This window comes from Dactylosporangium sp. CA-233914, from assembly GCF_050942935.1.
In the GTDB taxonomy this organism is placed as follows: domain Bacteria; phylum Actinomycetota; class Actinomycetes; order Mycobacteriales; family Micromonosporaceae; genus Dactylosporangium.
In genome coordinates this window covers 1,369,545-1,386,137 of the sequence record NZ_CP192030.1, presented here as the reverse complement: position 1 = coordinate 1,386,137, position 16,593 = coordinate 1,369,545, and the positions used below count along the sequence as shown (strand labels likewise).

13 protein-coding genes and 1 pseudogene are annotated in these 16,593 nt (G+C 72.4%); 6 read left to right on the top strand and 8 right to left on the bottom strand.

Going from position 1 to position 16,593, the window contains the following annotated elements; genetic code table 11:
• Positions 1-37: 37 nt before the first annotated feature.
• A complete protein-coding gene (locus tag ACQPY0_RS06370; RefSeq protein WP_432985865.1) occupies positions 38-1,072 on the bottom strand; it encodes a YlbL family protein in 1,035 nt (344 codons plus the stop codon).
• 56 nt (positions 1,073-1,128) lie between these two features.
• On the opposite strand from ACQPY0_RS06370, the gene ACQPY0_RS06365 reads away from it, so the two are divergent.
• Positions 1,129-2,505, top strand: a complete 1,377-nt coding sequence (locus tag ACQPY0_RS06365; RefSeq protein ID WP_432985863.1) for a zinc-dependent metalloprotease — start codon at positions 1,129-1,131, stop codon at positions 2,503-2,505.
• Positions 2,506-2,786: 281 nt separating this feature from the next.
• Here ACQPY0_RS06365 and ACQPY0_RS06360 read toward each other — a convergent pair whose 3' ends face one another.
• A complete protein-coding gene (locus ACQPY0_RS06360; RefSeq protein ID WP_432985861.1) occupies positions 2,787-3,377 on the bottom strand; it encodes a hypothetical protein in 591 nt (196 codons plus the stop codon).
• Positions 3,374-3,898: a M48 metallopeptidase family protein gene (locus ACQPY0_RS06355; RefSeq protein ID WP_432985859.1), complete on the bottom strand. Its 525-nt coding sequence runs from the start codon at positions 3,896-3,898 to the stop codon at positions 3,374-3,376. Before ACQPY0_RS06355 ends, ACQPY0_RS06360 begins: the two co-directional genes overlap by 4 nt.
• Positions 3,899-4,271: 373 nt before the next feature.
• Here ACQPY0_RS06355 and ACQPY0_RS06350 point away from each other — a divergent pair, with 373 nt between their 5' ends.
• The 3 genes and pseudogenes from ACQPY0_RS06350 to ACQPY0_RS06340 all read left to right on the top strand — a co-directional run.
• The gene (locus tag ACQPY0_RS06350; protein WP_425516560.1) at positions 4,272-4,427 is read left to right on the top strand and encodes a DUF5679 domain-containing protein; all 156 of its coding nucleotides are present in this window, start codon (positions 4,272-4,274) and stop codon (positions 4,425-4,427) included.
• A 393-nt stretch (positions 4,428-4,820) separates the two neighbouring features.
• A complete protein-coding gene (locus ACQPY0_RS06345; RefSeq protein WP_432985857.1) occupies positions 4,821-6,530 on the top strand; it encodes a hypothetical protein in 1,710 nt (569 codons plus the stop codon).
• Positions 6,531-7,004: 474 nt separating this feature from the next.
• Positions 7,005-8,309: pseudogene (locus ACQPY0_RS06340) on the top strand (ABC1 kinase family protein); the annotation flags it as partial.
• Positions 8,310-8,867: 558 nt separating this feature from the next.
• On the opposite strand, the gene ACQPY0_RS06335 reads toward ACQPY0_RS06340, so the two are convergent.
• Together ACQPY0_RS06335 and ACQPY0_RS06330 are read right to left on the bottom strand one after the other, a co-directional pair.
• Entirely contained in the window at positions 8,868-9,251 is a 384-nt protein-coding gene (locus tag ACQPY0_RS06335; RefSeq protein ID WP_432985855.1) for a WhiB family transcriptional regulator, read from the bottom strand.
• A gap of 776 nt (positions 9,252-10,027) precedes the next feature.
• Complete coding sequence (locus ACQPY0_RS06330; RefSeq protein WP_432985853.1) at positions 10,028-12,136, bottom strand: ATP-dependent DNA helicase UvrD2; 2,109 nt, start codon at positions 12,134-12,136, stop codon at positions 10,028-10,030.
• Positions 12,137-12,222: 86 nt separating this feature from the next.
• On the opposite strand from ACQPY0_RS06330, the gene ACQPY0_RS06325 reads away from it, so the two are divergent.
• Entirely contained in the window at positions 12,223-12,465 is a 243-nt protein-coding gene (locus ACQPY0_RS06325) for a mycoredoxin (protein WP_432985851.1), read from the top strand.
• A gap of 63 nt (positions 12,466-12,528) precedes the next feature.
• Positions 12,529-13,125, top strand: a complete 597-nt coding sequence (locus tag ACQPY0_RS06320) for a hypothetical protein (RefSeq protein ID WP_432985849.1) — start codon at positions 12,529-12,531, stop codon at positions 13,123-13,125.
• On the opposite strand, the gene nudC is transcribed toward ACQPY0_RS06320, so the two are convergent.
• From nudC to ACQPY0_RS06305, 3 genes are read right to left on the bottom strand one after another with little or no spacing between them, the layout of a single operon-like run.
• Complete coding sequence (gene nudC, locus ACQPY0_RS06315) at positions 13,103-14,017, bottom strand: NAD(+) diphosphatase (protein WP_432985847.1); 915 nt, start codon at positions 14,015-14,017, stop codon at positions 13,103-13,105. The two genes, ACQPY0_RS06320 and nudC, sit on opposite strands and share 23 nt — an antisense overlap.
• Positions 14,014-15,348, bottom strand: coding sequence for a M16 family metallopeptidase (locus ACQPY0_RS06310; protein ID WP_432985846.1), 1,335 nt, complete (start codon positions 15,346-15,348; stop codon positions 14,014-14,016). Before ACQPY0_RS06310 ends, nudC begins: the two co-directional genes overlap by 4 nt.
• Complete coding sequence (locus tag ACQPY0_RS06305; protein ID WP_432995040.1) at positions 15,345-16,580, bottom strand: M16 family metallopeptidase; 1,236 nt, start codon at positions 16,578-16,580, stop codon at positions 15,345-15,347. The genes ACQPY0_RS06310 and ACQPY0_RS06305 overlap by 4 nt, the downstream gene beginning before the upstream one ends.
• Positions 16,581-16,593 lie beyond the last annotated feature (13 nt).

The following is a 16,593-nucleotide window of genomic DNA, read 5'->3' as shown; positions in this document are numbered from 1 at the left end:
CTCCGCCCGTTCGCGTATGGAAACTCGTCCAGCGTAGTCATCTACTACACAGCATCGGCGTCCGACCGGCCCGCAGCGTGTCGAGAGCGGTCAGCGCGTCGTCGATGTTATTGATTTTAATCAATGGCAGGCCCGACTGCGGGTTGTCCATCGCCTCGGCGCAGTTGCTCGCCGGGGTCAGGAAGACCTTGGCCCCGGCGGCCTTCGCGGCCACCAGCTTCTGCGGGATGCCGCCGATCGGGCCGACGTTGCCGGCGTCGTCGATCGTGCCCGTACCAGCGATGATCATGCCGCCGGTCAGGTCCTCGGGCTTGATCGTGTCGATGATGCCCAGTGTGAACATCAGGCCGGCCGACGGGCCGCCGATCCGGTCCAACTGGATGGTGAGCTTGAACGGGTGCGGCTGGCTGGTCGTCACCGTCACGCCCAGGCGCGGGTTGCCGTCGTCGCCGGCCTTCGTCGCCACCTCGACGGTCTGGGTCTGCCCGCCCCGGACGATCTCCAGCGCGTGGGTCGTGCCGGCGGGCTTGCCCCGGACGAGTTCGGTGAGCTTGTCGGGCGAGTCGACCGCGGTGCCGTCGACGGACTTGATCACGTCGTCCTGCTGCAGCTTGCCCTCAGCGGGAAAGCCGGCGGTGACCTTACCGACGGTGACCATCACCGGGTAGCCGAGCTTGCGCAGCGCCACCGTCTCGGCCGACGACTGCGACTGCTGGAAGTCGCGGGCGTTGTCCTCGTCGACCTGCTGCTCGGTGCGGTCCGGCGGGTAGATGAGCTCGCGTGGCACCACCGCCCGGTCCTTCTCCCACCAGCCGATCATCGCGTCGAGCAGCGTCATGTTCGGCTGCACCGACACCGTGGTCATGCGCAGCTGGCCCTTGGACTTCGTGGCGTCGGCGCCCTCGACGCTGATGATCGGGTGGCCGCCGGGCTTGCCCGTGTCTGTGCCGAGCGTGTCGTACGTCGGGCCGGGGCCCATCTCGACGTACGGCACCTTGACCACGGTCGCCTGCCAGGCCAGTACCAACAGCAGCAGCGCGCCGAACAGCACGGTCAGCCCACGACGTCTCATGGCGGCGAGCCTAGCGCTCCCGGCCGAACGCACCTGGAAGCGAGTACCGTTGTGGAATGCCCGCAGACATCCCGTTCGGCTTCGGTCCGTCCGGCGGCGACATGCCGGATCCCAATGATCCGCGCCAGATGCAGCAATTCCTGAGCCAGCTGCAGCAGTTGTTCGCCACGCCCGGCGGCGGTCCGGTCAACTGGGATCTGGCCCGGCAGCTGGCCCAGGCGCACCTCACCGGCGGCGGCCCGGGTGGCTTGTCGCAGTTCCCGGTCGGCTTCCAGATGCCCGGCACCCCGCTGCCGGCCGGCGAGCCGGCCGACCCCGACGCCGCCAAGCCCGTCGGCGACCCGGCCGTGACCGCGGTCGAGCGCGCCGCCGTCATCGAGGCGCTGCGCCTGGCCGACCTCTGGCTGGAGCCGGAGTCGTCGCTGCCCTCCGGCGTCCGCGCCACCTCCGCCTGGAGCCGCGGCGAGTGGCTCAACCAGACCCTTCCCGTCTGGCGCAAGCTGTGCGACCCGGTGGCGGCCCGCATGGTGTCGGCGATGACCGAGCTGGTCCCCGAGGAGATGCGCGCCCAGATGGGCCCGATGACCTCGATGGTCGCCTCGCTCGGCGGCGCCCTGCTCGGCGGTCAGCTGGGCACGGCGCTGGGCTCGCTCGCCGCCGAGGTTCTCTCCGCCGGCGACATCGGCCTGCCCCTCGGCCCGGCCGGGACGGCGGCGCTGGTGCCGGCGAACATCGCGGAGTACGGCAAGGGCCTGGAGATCCCCGACGACCAGGTCCGGCTCTACGTGGCCCTGCGCGAGGCGGCCCACCAGCGCCTCTTCGGCCACGTCCCGTGGCTGCGCGGGCACGTCTTCGCCGCGGTCGAGGCCTACGCGGCCGGCATCCACGTCGACCGGGACGCGATCGAGGAGGCGATGAGCCGCATCGACCCGTCCACGCTGGGCAACGACCCGCAGGAGCTCGTCCTGGAGGGCATCTTCACGCCCGAGGACACGCCGCAGCAGCGCGCCGCCCTCGCCCGGCTCGAGACGGTGCTCGCGCTCGTCGAGGGCTGGGTCTGCCACGTCGTAGACCGCGCGGCCGGCGACCGCCTGCCCGACGTGGTGAAGCTCTCCGAGGCCTTCCGGCGCCGGCGCGCGGCCGGTGGACCCGCCGAGCAGACCTTCGCGGCGCTGGTCGGGCTGGAGCTGCGGCCGCGGCGGCTGCGGGAGGCCACGGCGCTGTGGAACGCGCTGGCCGAGCACCGCGGGATCAACGGGCGGGACGCGCTGTGGGGGCACCCGGACCTGCTGCCCGACGAGGAGGCGTTCGCGGACCCGGACATGTTCGCACGGACGCAGCTGGACCTGGGCGATCTCGGCTTCAGCGAGGAGATCGGCTCGGAGAAGCCCAAGGACGACGAGGCCGGCGGCGAGGAGCCCCAGCCGGAGTAGTCCGGCCACCGTGATCGGATGCGCCCGCCGGGGTTGACTGCCTCGGCGGGCGTTTTTACGGATATATCCGACATTTCGTATTTGTCCGCTGCTGCGAGCACTGCCGCGTCTGCGGCATTTTCAGCTGTGCGCGAACGCGCGGCGGGCTAGGGGGCCCTACGGACCACCGTCCCGGCACCGCAACGGCCGTAGCACAGCGCCAGCCGCCAGGCTGGCTGGCCTGCTCGGCGAGATTCCGGAAACGGTGCCCTCGACAGCGATCAGGAGCTATGAACCGGGCCTCAGGTCAGGACGGCCCGGGTGGCTTCCCAGCCGTCCAGGGCCGGGTCGAGGCGGCGGAGGTCGGCCGGGCCGCGGAGGCGGTGCCAGCCGGGCGCGGCGGCGACCATCGTGGGCTCGGGGGCCGGGCGGCGGGCCGTGGCCACGTCGCCGGTCTCGGCGTCGAGCTCCGGCAGCCAGGCCGGCAGGGGCAGACGCGCGGCGGCTCCGAGCAGGCCGCCGTCGTGAGCCGGGGCGACCGCCAGCTCGCGGGTCGAAAGAGGGCGCAGGAGCTTGCCGATGAGCATGGCGGGGAGGTCGGGGGCATCGGCGAGTACGACTGCGGCTTTTTCATGGCCGTCACGGCCCGCAGCCGCAAGTGCTGCGCGGATCGTCGGCGCCTCCACCTCATAGATCCTGGTGGTCGGCCAGGCGATCTTCGCGGCCAGCGGCAGGTCGGCCGCGACCGCGGCGATCGCCGGCTGGACGCGCGGCAGCGGGGTCAGCAGGTCGACCAGGTCCTCGGCCATCGCGGCGCGCCACGAGTCCGGGTCGGTGCCGGGCGGAGACCAGGTCACGGGCACGAGCAGCGCGACGACGGCGGCGACCGTCATTCGGTGATCCCAAGACCGGCGGCCGCTGACACCCCCTCAAGATACCCCCGGGCCCGCTCGGCCTTCGGGTAGCGGGCGACCAGCGCCCAGAAGGCGCTGCTGTGACTCGGGATGACCAGGTGTGACAGCTCGTGCAGCAGAACGTAGTCGATGACCCAGTCGGGCATCTCCTGCACGCGGTGGGAGATCCGGATGGTACCGTCTGCCGGCGTGCAAGATCCCCAGCGGCCGTTCTGGTTCTGCACCCACCGCACGCTCGCCGGGCGAGCGGCCGCAGGGTGATCGGGCAGGTAGCGGGCGGCCAGGCGCTGCGCCCGGGCGCTGAGTTCCGTGTCGGTTCGCCGTGCGCGCTGCTCCCGCGCGGCGAGGCGCTCGAGCATGCGATCGACCCACTCGCGCTCCTCGGCGCGGGAGAACTGGGCCGGTATCAGCACGACCACCCGCTCGCCGTCGCGGTAGGCCGACACCGTGCGTCGGCGACGCTTGCTGCGCCGCACCTCGATGACCGGCTTGCGCGTCATGCCGGCCCCCCTCGGGTCCCGCTCACGGGGGAACGCTAGCTGTAGGCGGCCATCCCTTCGCAAGGCCCAATCTTGGGGAGCGCGCCCGTAAGTCACCCATTCGTGGCGGCTCGCCGGAAAGATTCCACCATAAGTCCGGCCTGCTCCGGGACTTGTCGCGATTTCATCCACAGCAACCCACACCGTTGCCCACACGGTTATCCCCAGGCTGTGCATAGTGTGTACGGTGCGGTTGGAGGAAGATCTTCCGATTACGCTCGGCGTGTCCCGTCTAACCGCACTTTCCCCGAGTGTCCGACAAGGCACACTCACCACGTTGGCCTAGCTGGTCAGCACCGGTGCGCGGGGCGTGCCGGACCGAGATGAGGAGGGCATCGTGGCCGAGACCTACAACGGCTACTGCGTCAAGTGCAAGGAGAAGCGGGACTTCGAGGGCGAGATCGCCATCTCGAAGACAGGCATGAAGATGGCCAAGGGCGCCTGCCCGGTCTGCGGCACGACGGTCAACCGGATCCTCGGCAAGGCCTGAGCTCGGGCTGCTCGGGCAGCACCGCAGCCTCCCCGCCCGGGCCCGCCGGCCCGCCTGCTTCACCGCGCCGAATGCGGTCACGGCCTCGCACCGCCTCCCCGCCCGGCGTTCGGCCCGGATATGTCCGCCACTTCGTGACGGACATATCCGATATTTCGGTTATGCGAACTTTGCAGGCTTCTCCGGCGGTATGACCGGTATCCACGACCCCAGACGTCCGCGAAAGGACCGGAGCGCCACGAAAATTTCTCGCGCGAACCCCGCGCGATATGCGGCCTTTTGCACCTTCCCCTGTGGATAACTCGGCCAAGTCCTGTGGATAACGCCGGCCGACGGTGGACTGTCCTGTGGACAACCGCGTCGGCCGGCGGCCGGGCGTGGCAGCGTTGCGGCATGCGACCGACGTTGCTTCCCGGGGTACGCCGCCTGTGGCGCGACGAGCGAACCATCCAGCTGGGCACCGACCCGGCGGCGGCGATCGTGCTGGAGCTGCGGCGGCCGGAGCTGGCTCGGGCCCTGGATCTGCTGGACGGGTCGCGCACGCTCCACGGGCTGCTGACCTTCGCGGAGTCGCTCGGGCTTGACGGCGGCGACGTGCTGGAGCTCGTACAGGCGCTGCGGGCGGCGGGGATGGTGGTGGCCGCGCATGCGCTGTTGCCGGCCGGGCTGCCGGCGGCGGTGGGGGCCCGGCTCTCGGTGGAGGCGGCCGCGATCAGCCTCCGGTTGCGGGCCGCTTCCGGAGCGGCGCACGCGACCGCCCTGCGCCACACCAACGCGCTCCGCACCGTCGACGATCCCTACGGGACGGATTATTCCGACATATACGCGGATATCGGGCAGGAGCTTTCCGGGGATGCGAGCGGGCGTTACGCAGCCGGTGCGCAGGCGTCGTCCGAGGCCGCCGACGGGCCGGCCGAGGCAGGCGACGGGCCGGCCGAGGCAGGCGACGGGCCGGCCGAGGCAGGCGACGGGCCGGCCGAGGCAGGCGACGGGCCGGTGGAGACAGGTGGCGAGCCGGGCCGGGCCAGCGACGGACGGGCGGAGACACGTCGCGAGCCGGGCCGGGCCGGCGGCGGACCGGCGGAGACACGTGGCGAGCCGATAGGGGCAGGCGGACCGATGGAGGCACATGGTGAGCGGTCCGGGGCCCGCGACGGACCGGCGGAGGCACATTGGGAGCCAGCCACGGCCGGCGGCGGGCCAATAGAGGCGCGTGGCGAGCCGGCTAGGGCAAGCCGTGCACCGGACAAAACGGGCATGGAGCCGGAGCGCGGCCGTCCGGCGGGTGCCCGGCGCGGGATCTCGGACGGGCCGAGGACGAGCGGGCGGCGCGGGGCGGAGGTGCGGGTTCGTTCCCGGCGCGGTGACCCCGCGGCGCCGGGACAGGCCCTGCGGACGCCAGCCGAGGTCATGCGGCGGCGAAACGGTGCGCGGGTTCTCGTGGCCGGGGACGGGCCGCTGGTCGCGCCCCTGGCGACCGTGCTCGCCGGGGCCGGGGTCGGGCACGTGGACCCGCTCGTGGAGGGCACGGCGACCCACGCGGACATCTCCGTCGGCGGGCTCGGCTGGGACGACGTCTCCGCGTCGCGGGTGCTCGCCACGTCCACGGCGATCGCGCGCTACGCGCCGGGGCTCGACACCTCGAATGTGCGCCCCAACAACGTCGACCTCGTCGTGCGGGTCGGCGACCGTAACCCACCGGCGCTGGACCGCCGCGGGGTGCGGCTGCAGGCGCTGACGCGGCTCGAGGTGACCGTGCGGCTCGGGACGGTGCTGGTCGGCCCGCTCGTACGCCCGGCCGGTTCGCCGTGCCGGACCTGTCTGGACCTGCACCGCCAGGATCGGGACCCGGCCTGGCCGGCCCTCGCCGCGCAGCTGGCCACCGCGCCGTCGGGGGTGGGCGAGCCGTGCAGCCTGACCACGGTCATGGCCGGGGCGGCGTTCGCGGCGGACGAGGTGTTGTCCTACCTCGACGGGTCCGCTCTGCGCACCGAGGCGGCGATCGTGGAGATCTCCCGGCCAGGAGAGTTCCGCCGCCGCGAGTGGGGCGCCCACCCCCGCTGCGACTGCCGCCGACGGCGCAGAGGAGGCCGCTCGGGATGACCGCGACACGGGCGAACGGCGCCGCCGACTGCCGCCGGCAACGTAGAAGAGGCCGCTCGGGATGACCGCGACACGGGCGAACAGCGCCGCTGACCGCCGCCGGCAACGTAGAAGAGGCCGCTCGGGATGACCGCGACACGGGCGAACGTTGGCGCAGCTGATTGCCGCATGCCTGCTGACGGGCGCTTCTCAAGACGGGCCGGGGCAAGTCGCGCCGCGGCCCGGCCACCGCCGTCGTTCAGGACGGCGGACAGGCCGTCCCCCAGGCGACGCGACCGCGACGGGGGCGGCCCGGGGCTGTAGGTGGGCACGATCGGCGGCGTCGTGCACGGTCTGGGGCGGGGCTGGAGACGCTCGGAGAGATGTGACGGATGGGTGGACGATGGCGGGACGAATGGTGTTGGAGCAGTGTTCGTACAGGGCTGTGACTGCCGTCGCCGTCGTCGGGCGGCTTCGACCGGGTAAGAATGACTTGTGACCGAGATCCCGAGGGGCGCAGTCGCCCGTACCGCACGGCTGGCTTCGTTGCCTCTTGGGCTGGCCGGACGGGCCGCGCTCGGGCTGGGCAAGCGGGTCACCGGAATCGCTGCCGACGTCGTCTCGGCCGATGTGCAGCGGCGCACCGCCGAGCATCTTTTCAGCGTGCTTGGGCAGCTCAAGGGCGGCGCCATGAAGATGGGGCAGGCGCTGAGCGTGTTCGAGGCGGCGCTGCCCGAGGAGCTGGCCGGGCCCTACCGGGCCGCGCTGACCAAGCTGCAGGAGGCCGCGCCGCCGCTGCCGGCGGCCAGCGTGCACAAGGTGCTCGCCGAGTCGCTCGGGGCGGACTGGCGTGAAATGTTCAGCGTGTTCGACGACAAGCCGGCGGCCGCGGCCAGCATCGGGCAGGTGCACCGGGCGGTCTGGTCGGACGGACGGGCCGTCGCGGTCAAGGTGCAGTATCCGGGGGCGGGAGACGCGCTGCGGTCGGATCTGAACCAGCTGGCGCGCTTTGCCGGGTTATTCAAGGCGATCCAGCCGGGGCTCGACGTCAAGCCGCTGGTGCAGGAGATTCGCGACCGGGTGACCGAGGAGCTGGACTACGAGCTCGAGGCGCGCTCGCAGACCGCGTTCGCGACGGCGTTCGCCGGGGATCCGGACATCTACGTTCCGCCGGTTCTCGCGTCTTCGCCGCGGGTGCTGGTGACCGAGTGGGTGGAGGGGACGCCGCTGTCGGCGATCATCTCCGGGGGCACCGAGGAGCAGCGCAACCGGGCGGGGCACCTCATGGCCCTGCTGCATTTCTCCGCGCCGGCCCGGGCCGAGATGCTGCACGCCGACCCCCACCCGGGCAACTACCGGCTTCTCGACGACGGGCGGCTCGGGGTGCTGGACTTCGGGGCGGTCGCGCGCCTGCCGGGCGGGCATCCCGAGGTGATCGGGCGGCTCACGCGGCTGGCGCTCGGCGGGGACGCGGAGATGGTGCTCGACGGGCTGCGGCAGGAGGGGTTCATCAAGGCCGACGTGAAGGTGGACGCGCCGGCGGTGCTCGGCTACATCCGGCCGATGCTCGACCCGATCGCCGAGGACGAGTTCCAGTTCACTCGGGCGTGGCTGCGGGCCGAGGCCACACGGCTGGCCAACCCGAAGAGCCCCGCGTATGCGTTGAGCCGGCAGCTGAACCTGCCACCGTCGTACATGCTGGTGCACCGCGTGACGCTCGGCTCCATCGGCGTGCTGTGCCAACTGGAGGCGAAGGCCGCCTACCGCTCGATCCTCACACAGTGGCTCCCGGGATTCGCCGAACCCGGGACGGAGGAGCCGACGCCGGACGAAACGGCGGCGGACAAGACGGCGGGAGACGAGACCGCGGCGGACAAGACGGCGGGAGACAAGACCGCGGCGGACAAGACGGCGGTGGACGAGACGGCGGTGGTCGCGCCGGAGGTGGACGAGACAGTGGCGGACGCGCCGGCGGCGGACGAGACGGTCGTGGTCGCGCCGGCGGCGAAGAAGCCGCGGCGGAAGAAGGCGATCACGGCGCCGCCGCAGGAATAGCGGGAACATGGGAACGGGCCCCTTCAGCTGGTGAAGGGGCCCGTTTCTCGTTGTCAGGGTCGGGTCAGGAAACGCTCCTGCTCGCTGCGTGCGCGCATGGCGACCTGACGGGCGGATGGGTAGGCCTCAGAGCGGTTCGCAGTCTGAGGCCGACGCATTCGGGCCCGTGACAGTGCTTCGTGGAGTAGTTGTAAAGACATCGCGGAGCTCCTGGATCGGTTGGTCTCGAGGTCGGTGGTACGGAGCCGGGTCGGCTGCGCGGCGCGCAGTCCTCGGCTGGCTGGCACTCGATGTGCGCTCATGTCAGGCCGCCACACTGGCGACAACGGCCGCCGTACGAGCGGCCACCTCGCCGCGCAGGACGGCGTCGCGGGCGACGTCCTCCTTGCGCGGGCGGCCCCGCGGACGCTTACGCGGCACGACGGCGCCGCGCTCGAAGATCTCGCCACCCCAGACACCCCAGGGCTCGGCGCGCTCGATGGCGCCCGCCAGGCACTCGGCGCGGAGCGGGCACTCCACGCAGAGCGACTTCGCGAGCTCGAGCTCCGCCGGCGAGTCGGCGAACCACAGGTCCGGGTCGAAGGTGCGGCACGGCAGGTCGGACTTGACGCCACTCGCAGCGACGCGGAGACGCTCGTCCGAGGCCGAGTCGACGCGCACGTCGATCGATGCCAAGGCCAGGCTCATCCCGGTCACCCCTTTCTGTCGGTCGATCGTTGGTGTGATCGTTCGGTGCAAATGAATGAGGCCGCGGATCCCGGTGTCGGGTTCCGCGGCCTCGAGGTGAGCCGGTGGTGAGTCGGTCTGCTAGACCGGCCTGCCTCGAGGTGGTATGCCGCGGACTCCGCCATTGGGCTTCGGAGCCGTCATGTCGTGCTTCGCGCTGAACCCAGTGGTCCCCTGAACCCGGATTCCGCGCTGGTCGAGCAGAGCCGCCGAAGCGACGTGGATCTCATCGATGCGGACGCCACCGAGATCGGCGCCACGGACTCTGGTGCCGTCGACCCGGGCCTCGTCTTTGCCAACCGGCTCGGTGACCCGAACCGCCGGCTCGACCCGGACCGACCTGGTAGCGCCAGCCGCAGCGGCCGCGACCGGAGCCAGGACGGCACCCGGGACGACCGAGACGGCAGCCGGAACAGCCAGGACGGCAGCCGGAGCGGCGGAGACGGCCAGGGCAGACTCCTGCCATTGCGGCGCGACGGACGGCGGCGAGACGCGACGGGCCGGCACGGCCGATGGGCAGAGCGCAGGCAGCAGCGAGTGCCGCTCCGAGGTTAGATAGAGCTTCACGGGTGCCACCTTCTCTCCACAGACTCGTCGTGTGTTGATCGCCGGTCGTCCGGCGTCGTGTTCGCAGGCTATGCCGTGCCTCAACGGTAGGGCAATCGAATTTCCGGGAAAAGTCCTTGTCACATTTCCAGCTGCCCGGCAACCGACCCCGTGGATGACAAAGATACTGGTCAGGCCCGGTCGCGGGCCAGCGCTTCGACGCTGGATCCACCCACGAGGGCGATCACGTCGTCGCCGTACAGCAGCAGCTTGCGCGGCCCGATCCCCGCGATCACCGCAAGCTCCTCGCGGCGCGCCGGGCGTCGCTCGGCGATCGCCGAGAGCGTCACGTCGGTGAAAACGACGAACGGCGGGATCTTCTGGATCCCGGCGAGGCGGGCCCGCCAGTCCAGCAGCCGGGCCAGCAGCTCCTCGTCGAGGTCGGAGGGGCAGGTGGCGCAGCGGCCGAGCTTGCGATCGGCCCCGTTGACCAGCCCGGTGCCGCAGACCCGGCAGGAGACGGCCATGACGCGGCGGGCGCGACCGGCCACGGCGGCCTTGTCCAGGGGGCGGCGCGGATAGCGGGCGCCGGCGCCCGATGCCGGGTCCGCGGGTGCGGCCGTGGGCACGAACCGGCTCGGGCGGCGCGGGCGGCCGCCGGGCTGGCGCGCGGCGGCGTGCGAGAGCCAGAGGGTGTGGCGGGCACGGGTCACCCCGACGTAGAACAGCCGCCGCTCCTCCTCGACGGCGTCGGGCGTGCGGGCGTGGATGACCGGCAGCGTGCCCTCGCAGAGCCCGACGAGGAACACCGCGTCCCACTCCAGGCCCTTCGCGGAGTGCAGCGAGGAGAGCGTGACGCCCTCGACGGTCGGCACGTGCTGCAGGGCCGCGCGCCGCTGCAGCTCGGTGTTGAACTCGGGAAGCGACAGCGCCGGCATGCCCTCGGCGAGGTTGACGAGCGCGGTGACCGCCTCCCAGCGCTCCCGCTGGGCGCCGCCCCCGGGCGGGGCCTCGGGACGCCAGCCGGTCCGTTCCAGGGCGGCATGGACGGTCTCGACGAGATCATCAGCAGGCGAACCGCGATAGGCGCGCAGGGCGATCATCGCCTCGCGGACCTCGGCGCGGTCGAAGAAGCGCTCGGTGCCGTGCAGCACGCACGGGACCCCGGCCTCGGCGAGTGCCTCCTGGTAGACCTCGGACTGGGCGTTGACCCGGAACAGTACGGCGATCTCGCGGGCCGGGGTGCCGCCGGCGATCAGCTCCGCGCAGCGGGCCGCCACGGCGGTGGCCTCCCCGGGCTCGTCGGCGAAGGTGTGCACGGTCGGCTCCGGGCCGGGCGGGCGCTGGCCGACGAGCTCCAGCCGCAGCCGGGACAGCTCGCCGCGGGCCCGGGAGATCACGGCGTTGGCGAGGCCGACGACCTGCGGGGTGGAGCGGTAGTCGCGGGTGAGGCGCACGACGGTGGCGCCGGGGTGGCGGCGTTTGAAGTCGACGAGGTACGAGGCGCTGGCCCCGGTGAACGAGTAGATCGTCTGGCTGGCGTCGCCGACCACGGTGAGGTCGTCGCGCTCGCCGAGCCAGGCGTCGAGCAGCCGCTGCTGCATCGGGTTGACGTCCTGATACTCGTCCACGACGAAGTGCCGATACTGCGCGCGGACCTGCTCGGCGACGTCGGAGTGCTCCTCGATGGCCCAGATCGCGGCGCGGATCATGTCCTCGAAGTCGATCAGGCCCTGGGCCCGCTTGGCCCGCTCGTACTGCGCATACACCTTGGCGACCATCGCCGCGTCGAACGGCGGCTCGCGCAGCGCCTTGGCCGCGGCGGCCGCGTAGTCGTCGGGCTCGATCAGCGACGCCTTGGCCCACTCGATCTCGCCGGCGAGGTCGCGGGCCACCTCGCGGTCGGTCTTCAACCCGGCCTTCGTCGCGGCGAAGGTGACCAGGCGCGCCTTGCTGTCCAGCAGCTCCGGCATCTCGCGGCCGGAGAAGAGCCGGGGGGCGAAGTAACGCACCTGGCGCAGCGCGGCCGCGTGGAACGTCCGCGCCTGGACCCCGTCGGCGCCGAGGCGGGTGAGGCGCTCACGCATCTCGGCGGCGGCCCGGGCGGTGAACGTGACGGCGAGGACGTGCCGGGCCCGGACCTGCCCGGACCGGACACGGTGGGCGATGCGGTGCGTGATCGCCCGGGTCTTGCCCGTCCCCGCGCCGGCGAGGATGCACAACGGCCCCGCCGGGGCGGTCACCGCGACGGACTGGTCCCGATCCAGTCCCGCGAGAATCTCGTCTGAGGAGTCCGCCACAGCTGGACATCATTCCAGCTGGGTACGACGTTATGCGGTATCGCCCTGTGTGACCCCGCCGATGCTTTCGGGAGGAACGACCCCAAATGCTCACCATGTACTCCACCACCTGGTGCGGCTACTGCCACCGTCTCAAGACCCAGATGGACCGTGAGGGCATCCAGTACCAGGTCATCGACATCGAGCGGGACCCGGAGTCGGCGAAGTTCGTCGAGAGCGTCAACGGCGGCAACCAGACCGTCCCGACCCTGCGCTTCGACGACGGCACGGCGCTGACCAACCCCACGATCGTGCAGGTGAAGAAGCACCTGGAAACCGTCGGTAGCTGAACGGGCATAAATCCGTTACGGTGGCTGGCTAGATAGCCGGGATGCCTGGGGAGGCCGGCCACCATGCGGGTCGCTCGTCTGTACGCAGTTCGCAATGCGCCGGAGCGCCCCCGGGTGGCCGATCCCGAACGCCGCCACCGGATCGCGGACTTCCTCGCCGGCGGCACCACCATCGGCCATGGCCACGGACCCGCGGTGCTGCACACCGACGGGTTCTGGCTGTGGCCGGAGCGGTTCGTCGCCGAGATCCTCGACGAGGGCCTGGCCCCCGAGGCCGACCTGCTCGCGCGGATGCACGCGCACGGCTACCGGGCCGAGGCGCCCGAGCCCGGCGAGCGGCTGACCGACGAGGCGCTGCGGGCCTGGCGCGCCGGGCCGCCGCGGGACCCGCGGCGGCTGGTGACGTACTTCGTGCGGGTCAGCCCCGAGACGACCCCGGACCGGCCGCTGTCGCTGCTGCGGCGCACGGTGACCCCGGCCGGCGGGGTCACCGAGGAGGCCGTCTGGCGCGACCTGGCCTGGCATCCGACGAACGCGTTCGTCAGCCAGCGCATCGACGACGAGCTGCGCGAGGTCGAGCCCGCGCAGGCCGCCGCCGTGCTCGACCGGTGGTGCGAGGCCTGGCACCGGGAGGCGCTCAGCCGCGCAGCCAGGACGTGATCAGGTAGTGCGCGATGGACGCGGGGAACGGCAGCCCGAACTCCTGTGACTCGCCGTCGAGGACCGCCTTGATCTCGCTGCGGGTGAGCCAGCGCGCCTCCGCGATCTCCTCCGCGTCGACCGTGATCGCCGCCCCCTCCGGCGCGACGGCGTGGAAGCCCAGCATCAGCGAGCCCGGAAGCGGCCACGGCTGGCTGGCCAGGTAGGTGATCTCGCCGACGCGGACGCCGACCTCCTCGAGCACCTCTCGGGCGACCGCCATCTCGGCCGACTCCCCCGGCTCGACGAAGCCGGCGAGCGTGGAGAAGCGCGGGACGGTCGCGCCGAGGGCCTTCCACTGCGCGTTGAAGCCGAGCAGGCAGCGCCCGTCCGGCCCGGCCACGCCGTCGTGGACCAGCATGATCACGGCCGGGTCCGTGCGGGGCCAGAGCGTCTCCTCGCCGTCCTCGCTGACGCGCACCCATCCGCCCTGCGCGGCGCGCGTCAGCTTGCCGCTCAGGGGGCTGTACGGGTGCCGCGAGTGCCAGTTGGCCAGCGCGACGGACGTGATGAAGAGCCCGGCCGGCAGGTCGGGCAGCGCGTGGCCGATCTGGCGCAGGTTGACCCGGCGGGTGCCCTCGGGCGCGGTGACGTCGGCGGCGACGGCGAAGTACACCGCGCCGTCCGGCTCCTCGCCGAGGAAGAACCGCTCCCCGGCCGGCGCGTCGGCGGGGTCGATGAGGACCAGCTCCGGCGGCTCGCCCTCGCGGACCAGGACGTGCCCGTCGTCGACCACCACGACCCGGGCCCGCTCCCAGGCCGCGGCGAGCCAGGCCTCGTCGGTGCGCCGGTGCGCGGCCCGGTCGAGCGGGCCGCGCGCGAACGGCGGAGCGTCAGAGACGATCCCGGTCATGACTCCTCGGCGCGCTGAACGGGCGTGAGCGCGGCGAGGCCCGCCTCGATCTTCGCGGCGTCGCCGAGGACGACGGCGGCGGCCCGGGACGGGGCCAGATACTGCGCGGCCGCCGCGGCCACGTCCTCCTTGGTGGCCTTGGCCAGGCGCGCCGCGTGCTCGGCCAGGTAGTCCAGCCGCAGCCCGAAGCCCGCGTAGGTGGAGACCAGCCCGGCCAGCCCGGCCTGCGTGGACATGCCCAGCTGCAGCGTGCCGAGCGCGTATTGCCGGGCCTGCTCCAGCTCCTCGTCCTTCGGCGGCAGGCTCGCGATCCGTCCGAGCTCGTAGAGCGTCTCCAGCAGCGCGGGGCCGGTGACCTCGGTGGCGACCTCGGCCGAGACGACCAGCGCGGAGCCGGCGACGGCGTGCTCGATGAGCGAGTGGGGGCCGTACGTGTACCCCTTGTCCTCGCGGATGTTCTCCACCCACCGGGACGAGAAGTAGCCGCCGAAGACCAGGTTGGCCAGCTGCAGCGCCGCGTGGTCGGGGTGCTTGCGCGACACGGCCGGCAGTGCCAGGCGCAGCGAGGACTGCACCGAGTCGGGCCGGTCGACCAGGGTCAGCGGGCCGGGCACCAGTGCCGGGGCGGGCGGCAGCTCGGCGGGGCGCCCGCCGCCGTTCCACTTGCCGAGCATCCGCTCCGCGGCGGCGATCGCCTGCTCGGGCTCCAGGTCGCCGACGACCACGAGCGTCGCGCCCGCCGGGTGCAGCCGCTCGCCGTGCAGCGCCCGCAGCTCGTCCGGCACGACCGCCTCGACCTGCTCCGGGGCGGGCGTCTGGATGGCGTACGGGTGGGTGCCGTACATCCGCTTGAGCAGCGCGACCCGGGCCAGGTGGCTCGGCTGGCTCTGCGCGACGCGGATCCGGTCGACCAGGCGGGCTCGCTCGGTGTCGACCTCCTCGCCCGGATAGGAGGCGTCGGTGAGCACGCCGGCGAGGATGTCCAGCAGCCGGTCAAGGCCGTCGACCAGGGCGTTGCCGGAGATCATCAGGCGGTCGGGGTCGGCCCCGGCGGACAGGCCGCCGCCGACCTTCTGCAGCTCGGCGGCGATGTCCACGGTCGACATCGTCGAGGTGCCGGACAGGACCGTCTGGGTGAGCAGCGCGGCCCGGGCCAGGTCCGCCTCGGCGAAGGGGACCCGCAGCCGTATCTCGGCCAGCGGCACCGACGATCGGCGCAGCGCGATCACGGTCAGGCCGTTGTCGAGCTTGTGCTCGACGGTCGCGGGAACCTTGAGCGGGCGGTTGGGCCCGAGCACCGGCAGGGTGCGCGGCGGGGTTGTCACAGTCACTTGGCTCCTCCGGCGATGACCTCGACCGCGGCGCGGCGCGACGGGACGAGCTGCCCGGCGGCCGCGACGATCTGCTCCTCGGTGACCTCACCGATCAGCGTGTGCAGCCGGTTGAGCAGCTCCGGCTCGCCGCGCTGCTGCTCCAGCACGGCCATCTGCAGGGCGCGGCCGAGAACCGCGTCGGTGTCGCGCAGCAGGTGCGTCGCCATGCGCGCCTGGGTCCGGCTCAGCTCGTCGGGCGCCAGGCCGTCGCTCGCGATGCGGGCGCACTCCTCCTCGACGCTGCGCAGCACCTTGTCGACGTCGCCGCCGGGGGGAAGGTGCGCCTGCAGGAGCAGGGCGGTGGGGTCGCGCACCGCGAACGGCTCGCCCATGAAGCCGATGTATCCCCCGACGCTGGTCACCGACCGGTCGCGCAGCACCAGCCGCTCGACCAGCCGCGAGGCGTCGCCGTCGGTGAGGACCTCGGCGAGCACGACGTAGGGCAGGTAACCCTCGAGGTCGCCGATCGGGTCCGGGACCCGCCAGGCGGCCGCGACCGCGGGGAGCGGGGCGAGGCGGTCGGTGTACGACGAACGGCGCTCCGCGCTGAGGTCGGGCTCGGCGAAGGCCGGGCGGACAGGGGCCGGGCGGGCCGGCACGTCGCCGAAGTGCCGCTCGACCAGCTCGGTCGCGGTGGCCACGTCGAAGTCGCCGGAGACCGCGAGCACCGCGTTTCCGCAGGCGTAGTAGCGGTCGAAGAAGTCCTCGGCGTCGGCGACGGTCGCCGACTCGAGGTCCTCGAACGAGCCGTAGCCGTCGTGGGCGTTGGCGAACGTGTCGAACATGACCGGGGGCAGCCGCAGCCAGGGGAAGCCGCCGTAGGGCCGGTTGAGCACGTTGACCCGGATCTCCTCCTTGACCACGTCGATCTGGTTGCGGAGGTTCTCCTCGGTCAGCCGGGGTGCGCGCATGCGGTCGGCCTCGAGGAACAGTGCCCGCTCCAGCGCGTTGGAGGGCAGGGTCTCGAAGTAGTCCGTGTAGTCGAAGTGCGTCGAGCCGTTGAAGGTGCCGCCCGAGCCCTGGACGTGGCGGAAGTGGGCGAGCTTCTCGAGGTTCTCCGAGCCCTGGAACATCAGGTGCTCGAACAGGTGCGCGAAGCCGGTGCGCCCCTGGGGCTCGGATCTGATGCCGACGTCGTAGACCACCGCCACGCCGACGACGGGCGCGGCGCGGTCTGGGGTCAGCACCACCCTCAGGCCGTTG